The sequence below is a fragment of the uncultured Streptococcus sp. genome, from assembly GCF_963516515.1.
Taxonomy (GTDB): domain Bacteria; phylum Bacillota; class Bacilli; order Lactobacillales; family Streptococcaceae; genus Streptococcus.
Genome location: NZ_CAUQCJ010000004.1, coordinates 24,747 through 45,856 on the forward strand (window position 1 = coordinate 24,747; position 21,110 = coordinate 45,856).

The 21,110-nt window shown below is 37.7% G+C and carries 21 protein-coding genes and 1 pseudogene; 13 read left to right on the top strand and 9 right to left on the bottom strand.

All coding sequences use genetic code 11. From position 1 onward, the window contains the following. Positions 1–29: 29 nt before the first annotated feature. Entirely contained in the window at positions 30–893 is an 864-nt protein-coding gene (locus RYL77_RS01500) for a helix-turn-helix domain-containing protein (RefSeq protein WP_315009319.1), read from the bottom strand. On the opposite strand from RYL77_RS01500, the gene RYL77_RS01505 reads away from it, so the two are divergent. The 4 genes from RYL77_RS01505 (at position 851) to RYL77_RS01520 (ending at position 6,633) form a co-directional block, all read left to right on the top strand. After that, on the top strand, positions 851–1,303 hold the full coding sequence (locus RYL77_RS01505) for a hypothetical protein (protein WP_315009321.1): 453 nt from the start codon (positions 851–853) through the stop codon (positions 1,301–1,303). The two genes, RYL77_RS01500 and RYL77_RS01505, sit on opposite strands and share 43 nt — an antisense overlap. Further along, on the top strand, positions 1,281–2,138 hold the full coding sequence (locus tag RYL77_RS01510) for a caspase family protein (RefSeq protein ID WP_315009323.1): 858 nt from the start codon (positions 1,281–1,283) through the stop codon (positions 2,136–2,138). The genes RYL77_RS01505 and RYL77_RS01510 overlap by 23 nt, the downstream gene beginning before the upstream one ends. A 12-nt stretch (positions 2,139–2,150) precedes the next feature. Then, positions 2,151–3,233, top strand: coding sequence for an N-acetylmuramoyl-L-alanine amidase family protein (locus tag RYL77_RS01515; RefSeq protein ID WP_315009325.1), 1,083 nt, complete (start codon positions 2,151–2,153; stop codon positions 3,231–3,233). A 355-nt stretch (positions 3,234–3,588) separates the two neighbouring features. Further along, positions 3,589–6,633 (top strand): hypothetical protein, encoded by a 3,045-nt coding sequence (locus RYL77_RS01520; protein ID WP_315009326.1) that lies wholly within the window; start codon positions 3,589–3,591, stop codon positions 6,631–6,633. A 247-nt stretch (positions 6,634–6,880) separates the two neighbouring features. Here the strand turns inward: RYL77_RS01520 and RYL77_RS01525 are convergent, their stop codons facing one another. Then, positions 6,881–7,843, bottom strand: a complete 963-nt coding sequence (locus RYL77_RS01525) for a glycosyltransferase family 2 protein (protein ID WP_102211375.1) — start codon at positions 7,841–7,843, stop codon at positions 6,881–6,883. 90 nt (positions 7,844–7,933) lie between these two features. Here RYL77_RS01525 and RYL77_RS01530 point away from each other — a divergent pair, with 90 nt between their 5' ends. Both RYL77_RS01530 and RYL77_RS01535 read left to right on the top strand, forming a co-directional pair. Then, a complete protein-coding gene (locus RYL77_RS01530) occupies positions 7,934–8,830 on the top strand; it encodes a tyrosine-type recombinase/integrase (RefSeq protein WP_315009328.1) in 897 nt (298 codons plus the stop codon). Between the two features lie 177 nt (positions 8,831–9,007). Continuing rightward, entirely contained in the window at positions 9,008–10,555 is a 1,548-nt protein-coding gene (locus RYL77_RS01535; protein WP_315009329.1) for an ABC transporter ATP-binding protein, read from the top strand. 51 nt (positions 10,556–10,606) lie between these two features. Here RYL77_RS01535 and RYL77_RS01540 read toward each other — a convergent pair whose 3' ends face one another. Both RYL77_RS01540 and RYL77_RS01545 read right to left on the bottom strand, forming a co-directional pair. Next, positions 10,607–11,302, bottom strand: coding sequence for an LrgB family protein (locus tag RYL77_RS01540; protein WP_268727268.1), 696 nt, complete (start codon positions 11,300–11,302; stop codon positions 10,607–10,609). After that, entirely contained in the window at positions 11,299–11,673 is a 375-nt protein-coding gene (locus RYL77_RS01545; RefSeq protein WP_000781325.1) for a CidA/LrgA family protein, read from the bottom strand. The genes RYL77_RS01540 and RYL77_RS01545 overlap by 4 nt, the downstream gene beginning before the upstream one ends. Positions 11,674–11,955: 282 nt before the next feature. Between RYL77_RS01545 and RYL77_RS01550 the strand changes: the two genes are divergently transcribed. From RYL77_RS01550 to queF, 7 genes are all read left to right on the top strand, one after another. Beyond that, positions 11,956–12,336: a MarR family transcriptional regulator gene (locus RYL77_RS01550; protein ID WP_315009332.1), complete on the top strand. Its 381-nt coding sequence runs from the start codon at positions 11,956–11,958 to the stop codon at positions 12,334–12,336. A gap of 99 nt (positions 12,337–12,435) precedes the next feature. Beyond that, positions 12,436–12,657 carry a DUF4649 family protein gene (locus RYL77_RS01555; protein WP_000570256.1) on the top strand — a complete coding sequence of 74 codons (222 nt, stop codon included), beginning with the start codon at positions 12,436–12,438 and terminating at the stop codon, positions 12,655–12,657. A gap of 15 nt (positions 12,658–12,672) precedes the next feature. Beyond that, positions 12,673–12,987, top strand: coding sequence for a thioredoxin (gene trxA, locus RYL77_RS01560; RefSeq protein ID WP_001029581.1), 315 nt, complete (start codon positions 12,673–12,675; stop codon positions 12,985–12,987). 201 nt (positions 12,988–13,188) lie between these two features. Beyond that, entirely contained in the window at positions 13,189–13,842 is a 654-nt protein-coding gene (queC, locus tag RYL77_RS01565) for a 7-cyano-7-deazaguanine synthase QueC (protein WP_315009334.1), read from the top strand. After that, entirely contained in the window at positions 13,842–14,285 is a 444-nt protein-coding gene (gene queD, locus RYL77_RS01570; protein ID WP_125415378.1) for a 6-carboxytetrahydropterin synthase QueD, read from the top strand. Before queC ends, queD begins: the two co-directional genes overlap by 1 nt. Next, a complete protein-coding gene (gene queE, locus RYL77_RS01575) occupies positions 14,278–14,994 on the top strand; it encodes a 7-carboxy-7-deazaguanine synthase QueE (protein ID WP_315009337.1) in 717 nt (238 codons plus the stop codon). The genes queD and queE overlap by 8 nt, the downstream gene beginning before the upstream one ends. A gap of 18 nt (positions 14,995–15,012) precedes the next feature. After that, the gene (gene queF, locus RYL77_RS01580; RefSeq protein WP_000082587.1) at positions 15,013–15,504 is read left to right on the top strand and encodes a preQ(1) synthase; all 492 of its coding nucleotides are present in this window, start codon (positions 15,013–15,015) and stop codon (positions 15,502–15,504) included. Positions 15,505–15,713: 209 nt separating this feature from the next. Here the strand turns inward: queF and RYL77_RS01585 are convergent, their stop codons facing one another. From RYL77_RS01585 to prmA, 5 genes and pseudogenes are all read right to left on the bottom strand, one after another. Next, positions 15,714–16,382, bottom strand: a complete 669-nt coding sequence (locus RYL77_RS01585) for an aquaporin (RefSeq protein ID WP_315009339.1) — start codon at positions 16,380–16,382, stop codon at positions 15,714–15,716. Between the two features lie 111 nt (positions 16,383–16,493). Further along, positions 16,494–17,285 carry a DUF2785 domain-containing protein gene (locus RYL77_RS01590; RefSeq protein WP_315009341.1) on the bottom strand — a complete coding sequence of 264 codons (792 nt, stop codon included), beginning with the start codon at positions 17,283–17,285 and terminating at the stop codon, positions 16,494–16,496. A 246-nt stretch (positions 17,286–17,531) separates the two neighbouring features. Next, positions 17,532–19,328 (bottom strand): annotated as a pseudogene (gene pepF / locus RYL77_RS01595) (oligoendopeptidase F). Positions 19,329–19,338: 10 nt separating this feature from the next. Beyond that, complete coding sequence (locus RYL77_RS01600) at positions 19,339–20,082, bottom strand: 16S rRNA (uracil(1498)-N(3))-methyltransferase (RefSeq protein ID WP_315009343.1); 744 nt, start codon at positions 20,080–20,082, stop codon at positions 19,339–19,341. A 1-nt stretch (position 20,083) separates the two neighbouring features. Beyond that, the gene (gene prmA, locus RYL77_RS01605; protein ID WP_102211386.1) at positions 20,084–21,034 is read right to left on the bottom strand and encodes a 50S ribosomal protein L11 methyltransferase; all 951 of its coding nucleotides are present in this window, start codon (positions 21,032–21,034) and stop codon (positions 20,084–20,086) included. Positions 21,035–21,110: the final 76 nt, after the last annotated feature.

The window sequence follows — 21,110 nt, forward strand, 5'->3', positions numbered from 1 at the left end:
CTTTTATCTCATTTTCTATCTAACTTTATTTAAAAAACAAATCCTTTTAAATCTGATTTAAAGGTCTTGTTTAATTTCTCTATTGTGTCACTGTCATTATATTCTTTAAATATTCTCATAGCTTTGGAACATTCTTTTTTGCCTAACTCTACTTGATTCGTTTTTATGAGATAAATACCTTTTAAAAAAAGCAAATAAGTCTTTTCAAAATAATATCCTTGTCTGGTCAGTAAATTTTCTAAATCATCTATAAAAAATTGAGCGCTATCTAACAAATTATTTTTTAATAATAATTCTAAATTAAATAAATATAAAGGAATTACTCTATGTGTGCCCATATCTGTTTTTAAAAAATGTCGTGTTTTCTTGATTACCACTCTATATAGTAAGCTTATGGTTTTAGTGTTCATAAAAGACACCGAATTATAAAAAATTTTTAGTTCATACTCCATCCAATTATCTACAGAAAGCAAATACTTTATTAGTTCATTACATTTAGATGCATTGTAAGGAAGGTTTGCAAGGCGATTAATCTGTTGTTCAGCAATCAACTTTATGTGACAATTGCATAAACTTTTTTCCTGCTTTTGTTTTAGTTCTATTTTCTTTATTAGTTCTTGTAACAAAACGATATCTGAAGAGTTCACAGCATGCTCTAGTTCTTCAAAAAAACATTCTTTTTTGGAATAATAGCAATGAACTAATTCTTCAAATTCCGAAAATGATATCCCCAGGCGATTTAACAACATGTAAAAATGATCAATAGATAATTTGGTAATCCCATTTTCGAAACGAGAAATAGTTGATTCACTAATCTTATCACAAGCTAAATCTTTAAGACGAAAATTTTTTGAAATACGAATATCCTTTAAAACTGCTCCAAAATTTTCCATACTATTCCTCTTCCATTTCTGCAAAAAATAAAACCTGTTTTTTTATTTATGATATGATTATATCAAAAATAAAACAGAAAGGACAATATGATTATGAAAAAAATTTTATTGCCATCAGTTGCTTTATTGAGTCTATAGCAGTAAATAATCCAGTTTCTGCTCAAGAATCATCCTCTCAAACGACTTATAGTAAGTCAAGTGGAAGTTGGATAAAATCTGGTAGCCGTTGGTGGTATAAACATTCTGACGGTTCTTATACTACAAATGGATGGGGAAAAATAGGTGACACCTGGTACTATTTTGATAGTGAAGGTTGGATTAAAGAATCTGGGAACTGGTATTATTTAAATACTAGCGGTGCCATGCAAACTGGACTACAGACTATCAATGGAAAACAATACTATATCTAGCAGTAGTGATATGCAAGTTGGTTGGCACAATATTAGAGATGATACTTATTTCTTTGCCACTAGTGGGGCAAGACAAACGATTAATCGCCGTGCTTTAGTTCTTGGTGAAACATCAACGAGAGCAGTACCTATTGAAGACGTTAATGCTATGGAAAAGGCTTTTAGTAACCAAAACTTTAGCGAAGTTGTTCGGTTCCCAGATAAAACAAAAGCTGAGATTATTGCAAAAATGGAAGAACTTTTCAAATCTTCTAGCGAAAGCGATGTGAACTACCTTTACTTTACTTGCCATGGAGGAAAAGACGGGACGATAGCCATTGGTAGCGATAAAACATCCTTTTCAGGTTGGGAATTAGCATCTATACTGAAACAATATAAAGGTAAGTTTGTGGTTATGCTAGATTGTTGCTATTCAGGAACAATTATAGATGTAGGTAAATCAGATGAAAAGGCCGTCTCCAAGTCTGAAGAAAGATTTGATGAACAAGCATTTTTGGCAGGATTCTCAACAGGAAATCTAGCAAGTAAGAATGGTGAAATGCTTGACTCTAAATTCCTCGTACTATGTGCCTCTTGGAAAGGTGAAAAATCGTATAGTGCAGTCGGAGTAGGTAGTCTTGCCACCAGATACTGGGCAATGGGTACAGGTTGGGATTCACTTCAAAATAGAATGATTTCGCCTATGGCAGACACCAATACTAACGGAAAAATCACTTTAGAGGAACTGTATCAATACTCTTATCCTCTAGTCCTTGAAGATGCATCAAAAATTCGCGAAGAGCAACATGTATCAGTTTATCCTAAAAACAGTCAATTTGTTTTATTCCAAAAATAAGGAGTTAAGAAAATGAAAGTATCAAAAAAAATCACATTATTTGGTTTGTCTTTAGCTGGTCTAGCCTTACTGGCTTTCCCTCATTCAGGGCAGGCATTTGAGCTTAAAGAAGAATGGGTTATTAAGGGTGATGTTTGGTATCAAGATGGCAAAATTCTCCGATTTGACAATGGACATGAAGTAGATATCAAAGTATTGGATTTGCCAAAAACTGAGAAAATCGAGTGGACGGTCAATCTCAATGGTCAAGATCAAACTGTCAATTTCCTAGGTCAAGAAAAGGACAAGTCTATGATGGGTGTAGAGGGGCGTTACCTGAATTTCTATGTACCTTATGGCTATAGAGGGGATATCAAGGTCGAGGCCAAGAGCGGAAATGAAGTAAAGACCTGGTCCACTAAAGTAGTAGATGATGTATATAATGACGGTGGAAAGAGTGGTTACTTCCGTATTGACGAATCAAATGATCAACACACCTACCTTGATGCAAAATGGGACTATCAAACCAAGACCTACACTGCCACTTTACCAGAGACTGTCAATGGTCAAAAAGTATTTGCTTGGGCAGACGACTATGTAGAATTGAAACTTCAAAAACCAGGAGTTATCAGTCATTCCTACAGGGGGGCAGGAGCCTTCAAAATACTTTATCCGATTGTAAAAGCAGAAAGTTGGCTAAAAAAGAATTACAGTGAAAGCTGGTACTATCAAAAACAAGGGCAATTAGTTCAAAATGCTTGGGTTAAGGACAAGGGAACTTGGTACTTTATGAATGATAAAGGAGTCATGTTCAATCAAACTTGGCTCTATCAAGGTGGCAACTGGTATGCCTTTAAATCATCAGGAGCTATGATTTCAGCTGATTGGTTATATGATAACGGCTCTTGGTATTACCTAAAAGATTCAGGTGCTATGGCAACAGGATGGGTGAAAGATAGTGGCTCTTGGTATTATCTAAACAACTCAGGTTCTATGACGACTGGTTGGGGCAAAGATGGCGGTCAGTGGTACTATCTTGATTCAACTGGTAAGATGCTTCACAATACCTACACACCTGATGGTTACTATGTAGATGCCAGTGGCGCTTGGAAATAATCTAAAGTATACATTTTATTCCATCGGTTATTAGTGTACCTACTCAAACTAAATGTTATCAGAGCTACAAAAAAACTAGATAATAATAATAATAATACGAAAAGCGAATCGAAACAACAAATTCTGTTTTGTTCGCTTTTTGTGTTCTATTCGAGAAATTATGGAAAAGAACCTCTCCTACTTATTAGACTTTTATTCAATCTAAATTGAATATTCTATAGAAAATTAAATGCGTTATACCAAACAATGTTTCTTTGTTTTTTATCTCTTTATCATCCACTATAAAATTAGTGAAATACTAATTTTTATGATATACTAGCGATAATAAATAGTTATCATTAGGAGATTTATAAAATTGAATATTTGGCAATATCTAAAACCCAAAAATGATAAAACTTTTGAAGTATTAGCACTAAAATATGTTGAAAAAGTTTATCCCAGTGAGAGAAATTGGACCCCAACAAAAGAAACTCGTGATGGAAATAGAGATGCGCAGGTCGTCTTTTTTATAGAAGACGGCCAATTTATTAGATGGTGGATGGAAGCAAAATATACCTCCAAAGAAAAACTATCTCGGTATCGTCTTGATGCGACTATTGTCACTTCTATCTTACAAAAAAATGTTAAAAAATATTTCTTTGTTACTAATTCGAATATTTCTACTGAGAATATTATTAATATAAAAACTGCAATTACCGAAATTTCTCCCGAAGCGGTTGTACATTTTATAACTAAAACAAATCTAGAAAGTTGGTTAAAACGTAATCCCAAATATATCAAAGAATTTTTTTCTTCTAATATCTCAGAAAAAGATATTGATATATCAGAAATTGAAACTACTTCAACTAGATTTGTTGAAGTGACCACGATAAATTCCTATGCCATTCGAAACCCCAATTTTTCAGTAGACTACCTGTCGTACAATACACGCTATCGATTGTCCTTTTCATTTTTTTCTTACAATGATGACATAATAGAAATTTTACCTAACAATATAGGAACATATCCCTGGAGAATTGTTGGCACATCTTCTCTTAAGGAGATTCCGGTAAATTCTGGTGAAAATCATATTCAAATAGAATTTCAAATAGTTCCTGACGATAGGTATGATGCTTCACCCAATGGTAGCCAGAATAATTCTTTTATTTACGAAAAAAATCAAGACAGTTATTCCATCTATCATTTTTTCGATGTATGTAAGAAATCTAATAGTACCAAAATTTCAATTCTTAGTCCTAAGCATTTTACTTTAATAAAAAATACTGTTATGAAACCTATTTATATAAAATCACAAGAGAATGTCAGACAGAGATTGGAAGAAAATTGTAAAACAACTAGGAATCATACTAAAACTACTCAGATTTTTTCAATTATTTCTCCCTATAAATATGGAAAAAGCTATCTAGTCAAAAATTATTTTTCATCACCTACTATTCAGCAATTCCCCAAAATATTTATATCATTTTCATCGGATGATGTCTGCAATTTGGAAAATTTAGTTCAGCTAGTGCATTTTATTTTGTTCCCGTTGCTACACGATCTGGTCATCAAAGAAGATTATCCAACTCCTCTCAGTAGTTCCTTAAAATCATTTATACAACAGTATCAAGCTAAAAATTACGAAGCACTTTTTAGATATTTTCAATCAGACATTCTAACGGACTTTTTTCAGCAATTTAAGGAAACTCAAATCTTTAAATTAGTTATTGTAGAAAACTTTCAATTTTTATCAAACGAATACAAAGAATTTTTTGAACATATAATTCAAGCTTGCTATAATGAAGATTACAATATTTTCTTTGTCGTTACTTCAACAAATCCATTAACTTTTCCAAAAGATGTCATTCACATATCAGAAGTATTATCCCTGGACGGAATAAACCCAATCTATGAACCATTAAAAGAATCCATTAAGAATATAAAACAATTACAGGACTTAAATACTTTTCTTATCTTAAAACTCGAACCCGCTAAACTATTAATTCATTTCAGTAGCAACGAGAATATTAAAAGTTTTGAAGATTTAAGCAAAGAGGAACTTGAAGTAGTAAAGTCTGTTTTCTTGAACTATAGTCTCCCACCAAATGATATTCAAATATATAGCGAAGCAACAATATCTTTATTGGAAAAAAATTTTCTAGGTTTTGACATCAACCAACAACTAGTACCATTCTCTTCTAATTTATTAGAGGAGTTCTTGAACTGGATTATAGACAATGGGAATGAATTATTTATCTCTGAAAATATAAATTTCAATCATCCTCTCCAAGAAATATTTGTCTCCTTATTTATAGATAAGAATAGAGAAAAAAGTCAAGAAGCAATTGCTACGCTTCAACAATATTTTTCTCATCAAGAATATCATTCAATTTACTATCTCCTTCGCAAATTTAAAGGGGGAGACAACTACATGAGGTTGTTCTATAGATTTCAAAATGATTATTATTTACTGCACTATTTTTTTGCAATGGCTAATGCAAATGTTGGGCAAGATAGTAGTGGATCTGCAGAATTTTTAAAACTTTTCAATATACTTGATGAAAAATTAAAATATAATAGTGAATCTGAAATTTTTTTAAATATTATATTAAATGTAGTCTATGAAATAATCAATAGTGATTATGAAAACTATCGCTTAGAACAATTTCGAAAACATAGCAAGAAGTTCCATAATTTGTTATCCTATCGTAATGTAAATCATGATCAAGTTCAGACGATTAAATCTAACCAAAAATTTTTGGAGGCTCTGATTAAAACAGAGAACACCTTAGCACTAGATTGTAAGCTCTTAGAAGAATTTATGAACTATTCAAAAATAGATGAATATGGAAAAATTTACACCCAACGCCTTGCGAGAATCTTTTATTCAAGTAATATAACACTTGCCAAAGAAATTTTATTTCAAATTGAACCTATTTCAATTGATAAATATAATTATTTTTTAGAAATAGAGAAATTATTTATAAAATTTTTAGAGAATCCTAAGCAAGAACAATTCTTAATTATCCTACAGAAAGTTAGTATCTTAAAAAAGGACTACCTTAACGACTATAAAAAGTATATTCTCGGATTGGTAGCTGGAGCTATCATTTTAGATGATCAAACAACTCTTAAAAACTTAATCAAAGAAATCTACGATTCGGGGAAACGTCCCTACAGGGCTCGTCAACAACTATTTTTTGCTAACATATTTAATTATTTAGAATTAGTCCAAAATAATCAATATCTAGAAATTGAAAACAAATTGAGATTAATTGATAGTTCCCCTCTTCCTAATCATTATAAAAATATTAATTTACACAATCTTAAACTAAGTTGTTCACCAGCTCATGTTGAATTTTATTTAGGTGGTGAGCTGAAAGATAATACGTTTTATTTTGATGCTCGTTCAATATGGTAAGGGAGTCTAATTATTAATACAGTAAAGTAAAGTGATTACGTTCGAATACTCCATATACCTATTCTAGCGTAGTCATTTCAATTTTTAAATAATAAAATATATTTTTCCCATATGATTTCCAATGAATTGCCAACACATTTTTATTAGGAATCATATGGGATTTTTAAATACAAAAATTACAATATATTTACAAAATACTTTCCTGATATTAGGATTAATTTAATAGAACATGTAGAACAATTTATGTTTATAGTATATTTGTATCAATGATGTAAGGTTGAATGTGCATTCTAAGTTTTTCTGCTGAAATAGAGGCAAGATACTCATCTAAGTTAATTTGCTGTAATAAATTTTTAACAATAAAAGTCATTTCAGCTTTTTTAATATTTTCATCACTACAAAATTCATTAATTTGTCTAATGATTAGGTTCATAAAATGTTCACAAAAAAGATAGAAGCTTTTCTTATAAATTTCAAAATAATTATTGTTTTCTAAATACACTTTAATTTCTTTCAAAATGAATAACATATCTTCGCTATTTTTGTGTTCAAAAGATTGGACAATTGACCCCTTACGTCGATAATGAAAGTAAGTTGCCTCAGGAATACAAATTAATTTAGAAGCTGCAAGCATCGTCTTAATACTGAATAGTAAATCTTCAAATTTACGATTCTCAGGAAAAAATATATTATTGTCAATTAAAAATTGACGTAGGTAGATTTTATTAGTTGTTGATGGAACTATGTTTACATCAAAGTTATATTCTTTCGCCATTACCTTTATACTCTCTTCAGATCCTAATTGTAGCAAAGTATTATACTTACACTTGTAGATTATATCCTTTATGTCGTCGTATTCACGTTTTAAAGTAAACATTCCAATTTCAGATGCACATTGCTCCATATATGTTAGACCTTTTTCTAAATAATCGTAGGAAATCCAGTCATCACTATCTATAAAGCATATGTATTTTCCACGAGCCATCCTTAGTCCTAAATTTCGGGCTCCTCCTGCTCCTAAACTTTTCTTAGAATAAAAATAATGAATATCATATTTTTCTGATAAAAATTCTGAAGGTTGCTTTGAGGCATCGTCAATAATGATGACTTCATACCTATCTCTAGAAAGCGTATTGATTTTGATAGAATCTAAACATTTCATTATTTGATCTTCGGTATCTTTCATTGGAATAATAATTGTAATATCCATAACTTTCTCCTAATGATAACTATTTATTATCGCTATACAAAGCATCAAAATAAGTTTATAATAGCATGATTATTGACGAAGGAGATTTTCATGGATTATAAACTTATTTCTACTTACTTAGATTATTGCAAAACTCATAAACGTTTGAGTTCTCACACGATTCGAGCTTATAAAAATGATCTTATGCAATTTTATAACTCAAACTATGATAATGTTGAATCCTATATTGAACAGTTGACACAATCTAACATAAAAACGAATACACTAAGAAGAAAAATTGCTTGTATGAAGGTGTTTTATAACTATCTAAAATACCAGCATATAATTGAAGAGAATCCCTTCAATCAATTACGCTTTCAATTTAGAACTGAAAAAATATTACCTAAAACGATTCCGTATGATATTTTGAAAAGCATTTTTATCTATTTAGAACAGAAAGTAGTTATATCTAAAACTGATTATCAAAAACAAAAAGCCGAAAGAAATCTACTAATTATTTCACTTTTACTTTCAACAGGCATCAGAATTTCTGAACTTTGCCACATTCATCTCAAAGATATTAATCTTTCCAATAAGACACTCCATATTATAGGAAAGGGTAAGAAAGAACGTATCCTATTTTTAGGAGATCAAAAAACATTCAATTTATTAGAAACATATATAAATAAAACAAGAAATGAATCAAATGATTTCTTGTTTCCAGGGAAACATTCTCTTAAACCATTGTCAGAGCAAAGTGTACGTTTAGTTATAAAGAGAATCGTTGAACAAAATAGCTTATCTAAAACTATTACACCACATATGTTTAGACATAGCTTTGCGACAATGCTTCTAGATAATGATGTAGATATTCGATACATTCAACAAATTCTTGGACACAGTTCTATATCAGTCACACAAATCTATACTCACGTATCGCATTCAAAACAAAAAGAAATACTTAGTTCTTTTAATCCTGTATCAGCGATTCATTCTGATAACAAATGAACACTCATTAAACACACTTATTTCACATATTTATAATTTTTTTGCTATATCCTAATAAGCATTGATAGTATATATCCCCCCAAAAAAATTACATTTTTAGTATGAAGCATTTAATAAAAAGGAGTATAATGACTTTAAAACTAATTACATGTATATCGATAGGGAGGTCAACTCTTTATGCTGAGAAGATTTGTTACTAAGAAACACCTCGTACTTTACTTCTTTTCTATTGCCATTACTTGGCTGGAAGCAATTATCACGCCAGCCCTTGTTCAGAATATTGTTGCTAGTTTTACCAATCAAGAGCTAGGCCTTCTTTGGAAAGTTTTGATTTTGGGAATCCTTGGAAACCTCATCCTCTTACTAGGTTTAGCTGGGAAACGCTATTACTACGCCCGTTTGATTACTGATTTCAAATATGGAATCAAGAGTGCTATTTTCAAGCGATTTTTAAACAGTTATGAGATTGATGAAAAGGATATTTTGTCTGACCTAGAAAACGACATCAAGCAACTAGAAGAAAACTATATTGAGCCAACGGTCATCATCATTTCTTCTCTGGGCTTTACCACTGTGTCTATTCTCTATGCCCTGTGGACCAATTTTTACCTAGGCTTGATTTTCATCCTCTTCTACTCCTTTCCTGTACTCTGCAGTGCTATCGGATCAAAGCGTTTGGATTCACTTTCTGAAAAGCGATCAACTAGTAACCAGAGCTACTTAGCAAGCTTGACAAATTTTATTGGTGGTAGCCAACAAATTCGCCATTATCAGGGGCAAGACTACTTTTTTGCTCGCTATCAAAAGCAATTACAAACCAGTCTAGATGCCGAAATTAACTATGAAAAGCAACGAACTTTAAACAGTCTCTTGATCAATAGCATCGATGCCTTTTGTTCTGTCACACCAATCGTCATCGGTGGATTTATGACCTACTATAATTATTTAGATGCGGCGAGTTTTGTGGCCATCTATCTGGTTTCCCATAATATCGGCTATCAATTCCAAGAGTTGGCCTACTTTACCAACACCCGAAAAGCGACTCGAACTCTTCTCAACAAATACCAAAAACTTTTGAACCAGTCTGACTCCAACTCGCCTAGAAGCATAGAAAACATTTTCCCTATCCAGCTTGACACCATCTCCCTTGAAAAAGATGGAAATAGCCTCCTGTCTCCGATTTCCATGCACATCAAACAAGGAGAAAAAATTGCCATTATCGGGGAAAGTGGCTCTGGTAAGACAACCCTGCTCAATATCATTCATGGAGAAGAGACACCAACAAGTGGACAGATTAGCTTTGCTGGTCAAAACCTGTTACGTCAAGAAATCACAAGCTTTAGTTCCTATATCCTCCAAGATAGCCATTACTTTGACACGCTCTCTCTGGACGACAATATCCTTCTAGGACTGGATAAAAAGGAGGAACGTTTAACTTACATCCTCAAAAAAACAGGATTAGAACATTTGAAAAATCGAACGCTCAGCAATGATAGTCTGTCTGGTGGCGAGAAACAACGCCTTGAAATCGCCCGCGCCCTCTACCATGATAGCCAACTCATCTTGGCAGATGAAATCAAGGCCAATCTTGACTTGGAAAATAGCAGAAAGATCAGCGACTTGCTCTTCTCCCTACCTCAAACAGTTATTGAAGTCATTCACCACTACACGGAAGAAGACTTAAAACACTACGACCAAGTCATTCACTTAAGCAAAGAAAAATAATACTCTATAACATACGATTTTAAAAAGCAAGGAACCCGAATTCCTTGCTTTTTAACTCAATATCAAACTGGCTACAATGGGGCTGACGAAGACATAGAGAATCCCCGTGACACCGATAGCCAAGCCCCCCATGGCTCCTGCTACAGAGCCGTATCGAAAGGCCGTTCCTGTTCCGACTGCATGCCCTGTTCCTCCAAGGGAAAGACCAACTGCTACTGGGTCGTCAATTTTCAACCACTTCAAAAGGGTTGGGCCAATCACACTGGTTAAAATCCCAGTCGCCACTACAACCACCAAGGTCACGGTCGTCAAGCCTTGCAATTTTTCTGTAATTCCTACTGCCATGGCGGTTGTCACTGACTTAGGAAAGAGAGAAATGGCTAGGAAAAAGTCCATGCCAAAAATCTTAGCTACAAGGGCTGTGAAAGAGGTATTGACGATGACAGCTAGCAAACTACCAAAGAGAATACTCCGAGCATGGTGCTTCATCAAATGAAAACTCTTATAAAGCGGAATCCCTAGAGCCACGGTCGATGGGACAATCAAGTTGTTCAGATAAACCCCACCTTGGTAGTAATCTTGGTAAGAAATACCCGTCACCTTTAGAAAGATGATAATGAAAACAGCTGACAAAAGCAAGGGCGTTGTCAATGGATGGGGAAAACGTCTGTAAATCAGCATTCCCACTAGATAGGCTAGGATAGACAGGGCAAGCCCAAACAGGGGATTGGAAACAAATTCACTCATTTGGCATCTCCTTTCTCATAATCTCCCTCAAACCGTCGCTTGATGAACTGAACCACTAGGGCTATAAGGATAATATTGATAACAGCTGCAAAAAAGACAATCAAGACAATGGGCAAAAGGTAGGGAGCAATCACATCAAACTTTTCCATGATTCCCACTGCTGGCGGCAAAAAGAGAATGGTCATATTGGCCAGCAAGAAATTCCCGACCATGTTAACATGCCTGGTTCTCAGCCACTTAAATTGTAGGGCTAGAAAGAGAATAATCAAACCGATAATACTGCCTGGGATAGGCAAATGAAAGAAACTAGAGATCCCCTCTCCGATTAGAGAAATCACAAAGAGAATCATTAATTGAACATATAATTTCATCCTAAACTCCACGAAATAGACTTCTTGCATACCAGTTTACTCTTTTTTCAGAAAATTTCAAGGAAATGCGTAAGAGTCATTAAAAATTAGATAGGAAGGGGGATACAAACAATTAAAGACTAGTGAAAACAGGCGTGATATAGGATGAAAGATTTTAGCGTCCTTCTTGCCAGCTTTCTTGAAAAGTAGTATAATTATTGCATGCGCAATCATCTTGTGATACAGAGATTGTCCGTAAATGGACTTTCTTCTTTTTATAACTCTAAAAAGAAAGGAGATACTATGACCTATTTGGAAAAATGGTTTGACTTCAATCGTCGTCAGAAAGAAATTGAAGGTCTCTTGGAAGAGACCATTGCCCAGCAGAGCGACCAAAGTCTGACCTTGAAAGAGTTTTACCTGCTCTACTATCTGGACTTGGCTCAAGAAAAATCTCTACGCCAAATTGACCTGCCAGATAAGCTTCATCTGAGCCCAAGCGCCGTTTCTCGGATGGTGGCTCGCTTAGAAGCTAAAAATTGCGGTCTGCTTAGTCGCATGTGTTGTGATCAAGATAGACGCTCTAGCTTTATCTGCCTGACAAGTGATGGGCAAAAAACACTGGCCTCTCTACAGAAGGCTGTCGAAGAAAGCTTGGAAACTGGTTTGGATTTCTTGGTTTAAGATGATTTTAGAAAAAAGTTGCGTGCGCAATCATTTTTCTTGACATTCTCTTTTACAAGGAGTAAAATAAAGTCATCATTAAACAAAGGAGTTTTTAACATGATTGAAATTACCTATCTAGATGCCAGCAAGAACGAAAGAACTGTAACTTTCGAGTCTTATGAAGATTTTGATCGTTCACAACAAGCTTGCCTTATCGGCGTCGCAGACTACTACCCTGTCCAAAAATTAACTTACAACGGTCATGATTTGGACTACCATGGGACTTATGGAGATGTCTTCTTCTATCTCATGAAACAAGATTTAAGCCAATATAACTAAAAAAGGAGAAATACAATGGCAAAAGCAATTACAGATGCAACATTCGAACAAGAAACAAAAGACGGTTTGGTCTTGGTAGACTTCTGGGCAACTTGGTGTGGTCCATGTCGTATGCAAGGTCCAATCTTGGATAAATTGTCTGAAGAACTTTCAGAAGATGTTTTGAAAATCGTTAAAATGGACGTTGATGAAAATCCAAACACAGCTCGTGCTTTTGGAATCATGTCTATCCCAACTCTTCTCTTCAAAAAAGACGGCCAAGTTGTGAAACAAGTTGCTGGTGTTCACACAGCAGAACAAATCAAGGCCATCGTTGCTGAATTGAGCTAATCAAACGAGAGACCAAGTACTTGCTTTGGTCTCTTTTTTCTTGCCCTTTGCCATTTTTCAAAAAATATGCTAGACTGTAGGTAGAATATTACGATGTTTGGGACATGCCATCGCTAAAAAAAACCTCTACTTGGTATTTTTTAGCTCCCTCATGGGAGCTTTTTGCGTGCTCTGAACATTTCCCATTTTGGAAGGAGTACTATGAAACGTCAATCAGCCTTGGTCGTCTTTAGTGGCGGTCAAGATTCTACAACCTGCCTCTTTTGGGCTAAAGAACACTATGAAACAGTCGAAGCTGTCACCTTTGCCTACGGCCAACGTCATCATCTCGAAATTCAAGTTGCCCAAGAAATCGCTAAGGAACAGGGCATTCGTCATCATATCCTCGATATGTCTCTGCTGGGGCAAATCACTGAAAATGCCCTGACCTCTGATATGGAAATCGAACAAAAAGAGGGAGAGCTTCCCAATACTTTCGTTGACGGTCGCAACCACCTCTTTCTGTCCTTTGCGGCAGTTCTTGCTAAGCAACGAGGTATTAAAGACATCGTGACAGGTGTCTGCGAGACAGACTTCTCAGGCTACCCCGATTGTCGAGATGTCTTTGTCAAATCCCTTAATGTGACGCTCAACCTTGCCATGGATTACGACTTTGTAATCCAAACACCTCTCATGTGGCTAGACAAGGCTGAAACCTGGGAATTAGCTGACCAACTCGATGCCTTTGACTATGTTCGTGAAAAAACCTTGACCTGTTACAACGGAATTATCGGAAGCGGCTGTGGCGATTGCCCAGCCTGCCACCTACGTCAACATGGACTAGATGTTTATCTCTCACAGAAAGGAGAGGCCTAATGTTTTTTGCACCCAAAGAAATCAAACAGGAAACAGGGGAGTCTCTTGTCTACAATCCTCACAGAACCTTGGTATCAAAAGAATTTACCTTTGATGCTGCCCACCACCTCTTTCACTATGAGGGAAAATGCAAATCCCTGCACGGCCACACCTATCATCTGCAGATTGCTGTCAGTGGATTTTTAGATGAACGTGGCATGACCTACGATTTCGGAGACATCAAAGCGATCTACAAGGACTACTTAGAGCCCCACTTGGATCATCGCTATCTCAACGAAACTCTGCCTTATATGAACACAACTGCTGAAAATATGGTTTACTGGATTTTCCAAACCATGAACCAAGAGTTGCCCGACGAACGTGGTCTCCGTTTGGAATACGTTCGCCTCTATGAGACTCCGACTGCCTTTGCAGAGTTTAGACGGGAGTGGTTAGATGACTAGTGAACGTGTCCTCAAACTACCAGTTTTGGAAATTTTTGGCCCAACCTTTCAAGGCGAAGGCCGTGCTATTGGGCAGAAAACCATGTTTGTCCGCACTGCTGGTTGCGACTACCACTGCGACTGGTGCGATTCTGCCTTTACTTGGGATGGTTCTGAAAAGCCAACTCGTATGACTGCTGACGAGGTCATTGCTGCCTTGGATAAATTGGGGAGCTACGACTATGTAACCCTGTCTGGGGGAAATCCTGCTATCCTAGCAGCCAACATGGCTGAGCTGGTCACTAAACTCAAGGAACGTGGTGTCACTCTTGCTGTTGAGACCCAAGGCTCCCGCTGGCAAAATTGGTTAAAAGATATCGACCAGGTCACTCTGAGCCCCAAACCTCCTTCATCCAAGATGGAAGTCAACTTTGAGACCCTGGATTTTATCGTTTCCCAACTAGATCCAGACAAGGTCACCTTTAAAATCCCTGTCTTTGACGATGCCGATTTGGCCTTTGCCAAAGGCATACAAGAACGCTACCAACCAGATGTCCTCTTTTTATCAGCAGGAAATCCTGAGCCCAAGGCTACAGGCAATATTGTCCAAGACCAACTGGACCGCCTCAAAGAACTCTGGGAACGCATCGCTGCTGACGATAGCTGGGGCAATGTCCGCGTCCTTCCTCAACTGCATACCCTCCTCTACGATAACCAACGTGGTGTTTAAGATTAGAAAGAAAAAATCATGTCACAACAAGAAGAAATGAAAAACCTAAGCCTACTGGGCAACAAAGAAACCAACTACATTTTCGAGTATCAACCAGAAGTCCTCGAATCCTTTGACAATCGTCATGTGGAAAATGACTATTTTATCAAATTTAACTGTCCTGAATTTACCTCACTTTGCCCAATCACTGCTCAGCCAGACTTTGCAACTATTTATATTTCCTACATTCCTGACAAGCTCTGTGTTGAGTCAAAATCCCTCAAACTCTACCTCTTTAGCTACCGAAACCACGGAGATTTCCACGAAAACTGTATCAACACCATCGGGAAAGACTTGGTCAACTTGCTAGACCCTCGCTATTTGGAGGTTTGGGGAAAATTTACACCTCGCGGTGGCATCTCAATTGACCCCTACTACAACTACGGTAAGCCAGGAACTAAGTATGAAGGCTTGGCAGAACAACGCCTCTTCCAACACGACCTCTATCCAGAGAAAATTGACAACCGTTAATACTCTTCGAAAATCTCTTCAAACCGCGTCAACGTCGCCTTGCCGTATGTATGGTTACTGACTTCGTCAGTTTCATCTACAGCTTCAAAACAGTGCTTTGAGCAACCTGCGGCTAGTTTCCTAGTTTGCTCTTTGATTTTCATTGAGTATAAACAGATACGAAAAAGCCCTGTTCCTCAAGATGAGGAGCAAGGCTTTTTGAGTTTCAATTATTCTTCTGTTCCAAGGAAGTTTTTAGCAACAAGGGCTGCAAGAACCCCACCAACGATTGGTGCAAGGATGAAAATCCAAACTTGTTGAAGAGCTACGCCACCTACCAAGACAGCAGGAGCCAAGCTACGAGCTGGGTTTACTGAAAGTCCAGTGATGTTCAAGCCAGCTAGAATCAAAGCTGTCAATGACAAACCAATCACCAAACCAGCGATTGCGCCATTACCTTTGCTTGCTGATGTTACAGTCATGATAACCAAAACAAACAAGAAGGTTGCGATTGTTTCAAACAAGAAACCACCAAAGACAGTAACACCGTTTGCCAAGGCATTTTCACCAAGACTTGCAGTTGACATACCTGAATTTGCCAAGAGGAAGAAGACAGAAGCAGATGCTAAGAAAGCTCCAACTACTTGTCCAAGGATGTAGTTTACAAGCTCTGAAGATGACAAACGTTTGTTTACAAACATAGCAATCGAAACAGCTGGGTTCAAGTGAGCACCTGAAACAGTTCCGATTGAGAAGGCTGCGACTACGATTGCCAGACCAAAGGCAAAGGCGATTCCAAGGTGACCTAGACCATCAAGACCATTTCCAAAAACAACAGCTCCTGTTCCGATGAACACAAGCATGAACGTACCGATTAACTCAGCGACAAATTTTTTCATTTTCTTTCTCCTTTTTTCAAAAACTAGATACTAGTCTATCAAAAGAGGGAAAGGGTTTCAAGAAAATTGATTGGAAATTTTCTTGAAAATCATGAAATAACTCACTTGTTCTTAGTATTGAAAAGACTGGGTAGCTTGTTTCAAGTCATCTTGTAAACTATTTCTCTGGTCAAGTTGGACATAGACTTCCAACAGACAGGATCTGAAGTTGGAAAATTTATAAAAATCTTCCCTTTCTTCTATCGGAAAGTCAACAGCTTTTATCCAAGAAGCTACTTGCTCTTGCTCCAACTTCCCTTGTAAAATAGGTTCATAAAGTACTCTGGCTAAACGCCAATCCTCATCATCTGTAAAACGAATGGGAATTCTTTTAAATAATTGACCAAGTATGTCAAATACTTCATGAATTCTGTTTTTAGGAAAGTCTGGATGACAAACCGTCTCTGTCAGTAAATCGGCTCCATGTGCAAAAGCATGAACCCAACCATACTGGCTTGAAAAACCTGTCGTGTCTTTTTCTTTTGAAAGATAGTGCAAACCTTGATTTAAAAGGACATTACGAATTTCTGATTGTAATCCCTGATAAAAAATCGATTGCTGGTTGGCATCTGCAGACAAGAGATTTGCATAAATAATCGCCCTAAAAGAACGTTCAAGTGTTGACAAGCCTACCTTATCAATCTCTTTGTCTAGTCCTTCATCAGATGAAATCCCCTCAGCAATGAAATAAAATTGTTCCTGTGTAAATAGCTCTTCCTGAATCCCTCTAGCAAAGCTTGTAAAAACAAGCTCATCACGAATTTCTGGAGAAGGATCTCCCAAATGATCAAGTAGCCACTGGATTTCTTCCTGGTTATAACTTGGTTTTTCTTCTGCTATTTTTCTAAGTAACTCTTGATACATGCTCAATACCTCTAAATTTCTACTAACTTATCAAAAAACCAGCCTTAAATGACTTAATGTTGAATTCTCAATTAAATACAATCTGATAGAAAATGAAGTAAATAACTATCAATATCAACTCTACAACAAGTTCAAATTTAGCATAACGACCTTCAACGGCGTGTTTGAAAATAGCTACAGCTAAAACAAATAGAATGACGCTTAACAAGCTCATAAACATCATTCTAGAACAACCTATCTAGTCCCCTACTCCCCCAACTGGGCACTGTAAGCGATGATCTGATCAACTGTGTCTGATAAGAACTGAATAGTATCACGGAGTGGTTTATCTGTAGAGATATCTGCTCCGATAATCATAGCTGACTCAAGCGGTGTCTTGCTACCACCTGATTTGAGGAGATTGAGCCAATCTTCAGCTCCAGTTTCTGAGTGTTTCAGATGAAGGTAACCCGCAGTCGAGATGACTAGTCCTGCTGAGTAAGTGTAACTATACAAGCCCATGTAGTAGTGAGCTTGGCGCATCCAAGTCAAAGCTGCATCGTCGTCGATTTCAATGGCATCTCCCCAGAAATCGGTCAAAACTTCCTTCATAATGCTGTTGAGTTTGCTTGCTCCGAAAGTTTCTCCTTCTTCAATCAATGTATACACTTTACGCTGGAAGGCTGCTTCCAAAAGGTGAGTGATAAAGTTATGGAAGTAGGTGTCTGTCAAGCGGTGAGCCAGAGCGAAGCGTTTTTGACGAGGGTCGTCAGATTGGTGCTCCAAGTAATCACTGAGAAGCAATTCATTGAAGGTCGAAGGCGCTTCGACATAGTAGGTCGACATGTGGGCATTGAAATAGCTTTGGTGATTGTCTGAAAAGATGAATTGACCAGAATGTCCGATTTCATGAATCAAGGTATAGACATCGCTCAAACGACCTGTCCAGCTCATGAGGACATAAGGGTGCACGCGATATGGATCCGCCGCATATCCACCAGAATCCTTGCCACTATTGGCAGCAAAGTCCACCCAGCGCTCTTCTTGATAGCGAGCAACTTCCTGACAATATTCTTGCCCCAAAGGTTCTACTGACTTCATGACCAAGTCATAGGCGTCGTCAATAGTCACTTGAGGATTCAGGGCGCTGTCCAAGTCCAATTTCCAGTCTGCAAAGGTCATCTTTTCAAGACCATTTACCTTGGCAACATGCTTGAGGTATCTCTGAGCAACGGGCGCAAAATCCTTCATGATGAGGTCAATCTGGCGGTCAAACATGGCACGATCCACTTCCTGCTCAGCTAGAAGATAATCAAAGACTGAGTCGTAACCCTTCATATCTGCTAGTAGTTTTTCAGACTTGACTTGGGCTAGATAGGCTGCTGCAGCCGTATTTTGGTGCTTACGAAGACCTTCTGAGAAGGAACGGAAAGATTTCTCACGAACCTCAGCATCCTCATGGTTTTGGTAGAAATTTTCATAGGTCACAAAGCTGTTTTTGTAGGTCTTGCCATGAGCTTCAAAGTCAGCCATTTCGAAATCCCCAGCTCGCATCTTAGTGTAAATATCCTGTGGACTGTAGAAAACTTCACCGAGATTGGTCAAGGCCTTCTCCACATCAGCCCCTAAATAGTGGGCTTTTTTGATTTTTGCCTGACGAATGGCCGCCGTCAAATGAGGTAATTCACCCAAACGGTCCAAGACTTCCTCATCAGCTTCCACCAAGGCATCGTCAAAGAAGGTCAAGGCTACACTGGCATCTGTTTCGAATTCCATCCCAGCTTGGGCAATGTTGGCAAATTCGTCATTGCTATAGTCTGTCGTCTGAGGCATAAATCCATAGTTACCAATATGGCTCATCTGAATGTAGATTTGTTCCAATTCCGCAAAGGCCTTCTCGAAATCCTCAAAAGTATGAAGATTGTCCTTGTAATCACGTCTAAACTGGTTGATGTCTTCGCGAGACTTCTAGATTGCACGCAAGAAATCCTCACGGTCTTGGTATAGGGCTGTTAAATCCCAGAGTTCTTTCTCTGGAAATTCTGAACGGTGTTTTTGTTCCATTTTCTTCCTCTTATTTCTCTAATTCTAATAAAACACTAAGGGCTGATAAAGCGTAAAGTGGTGCTGTTTCTGCTCGCAAAATACGAGGACCAAGACCTGCCAAGACTGCTCCCTTAGCTTCGAAACTTTCGATTTCTGCAGGTGACAGACCACCTTCTGGACCAAAGATAAAGAGCAATTTGGCTCCTTTTTCAAGACCAGAGACCGCTTGTAAGAGCGCAGCAGCTTCTCCTTCTTTAGCTGATTCTTCATAGGCTACTATGATAGAGTCAAACTGGTCAAACTGAGCTAGAAAATCTGCTTTCTTCTCAAAAAGCTTGATACTTGGGACAACATTACGCTTACTTTGTTCTGCTGCTCCAAGGGCGATTTTTTCTAGTTTTTCAACCTTTTTACCCAATTTCTTGCCATCCCACTTGGCGACCGACCAATCGGCAGGAAAGGCCCAGATTTGGCTGGCACCCAGTTCGGTTACTTTTTGAGTAATGAACTCCAGCTTGTCTCCCTTAGGAAAGCCGGATGCGATGGTCACTTGGACTGGTAGCTCCACATTGTCAGCTAACTCTTCAATCAACTCAAACTGACGGGCTTCCACATCCAGCACGCGCGCCAAGCGCTTGATTCCATCATCAAAGACCAAAGTAACCTCATCATCTTCCTTCAGGCGCATAACCTGAAACATATGCTTGCTGGTTTCCTTGTCCTCGATGGTGACAGGAGGGATTGCACTGCCTTTTACAAAATACTGCTGCATGTTAGCCTCCAATCACACCTGAAATATCCTTGGTCTTCTTAAAGACGCAGGCATTCCATTCCCCTTGAATCATGTGAGTTTCGAGGAAAAATCCAGCTGACTCAGCCGACTCGCGCACCATGTCCCACTTGTCCTTGATAATCCCACTCATGATCAGGTATCCTTCATCCTTGACCAAACGATAAGCATCATCTGTCAGATGAATGAGGATATCCGCCAAGATATTAGCCACAATCACATCTGCCTCAATTTCCACACCCTTAAGCAAATCTCCTGCTGCTACATGGATATTTTCCATACCAGGGTTGAGTTCAATATTTTCCTGAGCCACACGAACCGCTACATCATCCAGATCATAGGCGAAAATTTCCTTGGCACCTAGAAGCGAGCTGGCAATGGAAAGGACACCTGAACCAGTCCCCACATCCAGCACCGTTTCGCCACCACGAAGGATCTGCTCCAAGGCAAAAAGGCTCATCTTGGTAGTTGGGTGGGTTCCTGTCCCAAAGGCCATCCCTGGATCCAGATTGATAATCTTTTCTCCAGCAGTCGCCTCATAGTCTGTCCAAGACGGCACGATGGTCAAGTCATGAGTAATTCGAGCTGGCTCATAGTATTTCTTCCAGTTATCGGCCCAGTCTTCTTCAGCCAAGGCAGTAGTGCCCATCTTGACCTCCCCCAAATCCATAAAGTCTGCCAATTCTGCTAGGCGAGCCTGCAAATCTGCCTCAACTGTTGCTACATCAACCGTATCAGGGTAATAGGCTGTCACCACGATTTCTTCTTGCTGCTCAACCTCTGGGAAAATCTCGCCGAAGCGATCCACATTTCCCACATAGTCCATGCTGTCTTCAATCGCAACGCCTTGCGCTCCCAGCTCGATCAAGAGATTGGAAACCAATTCCTCCCCCTCACGCTTCACTGTAACTTTTAACTCTTGCCATGTTTCCATCATTAAGATACCAAGCCCGTAAAACACAAAGCCAAAATAGGAACTTCTCTGAAGACGCTTGTGTCTAAGAGAAGTT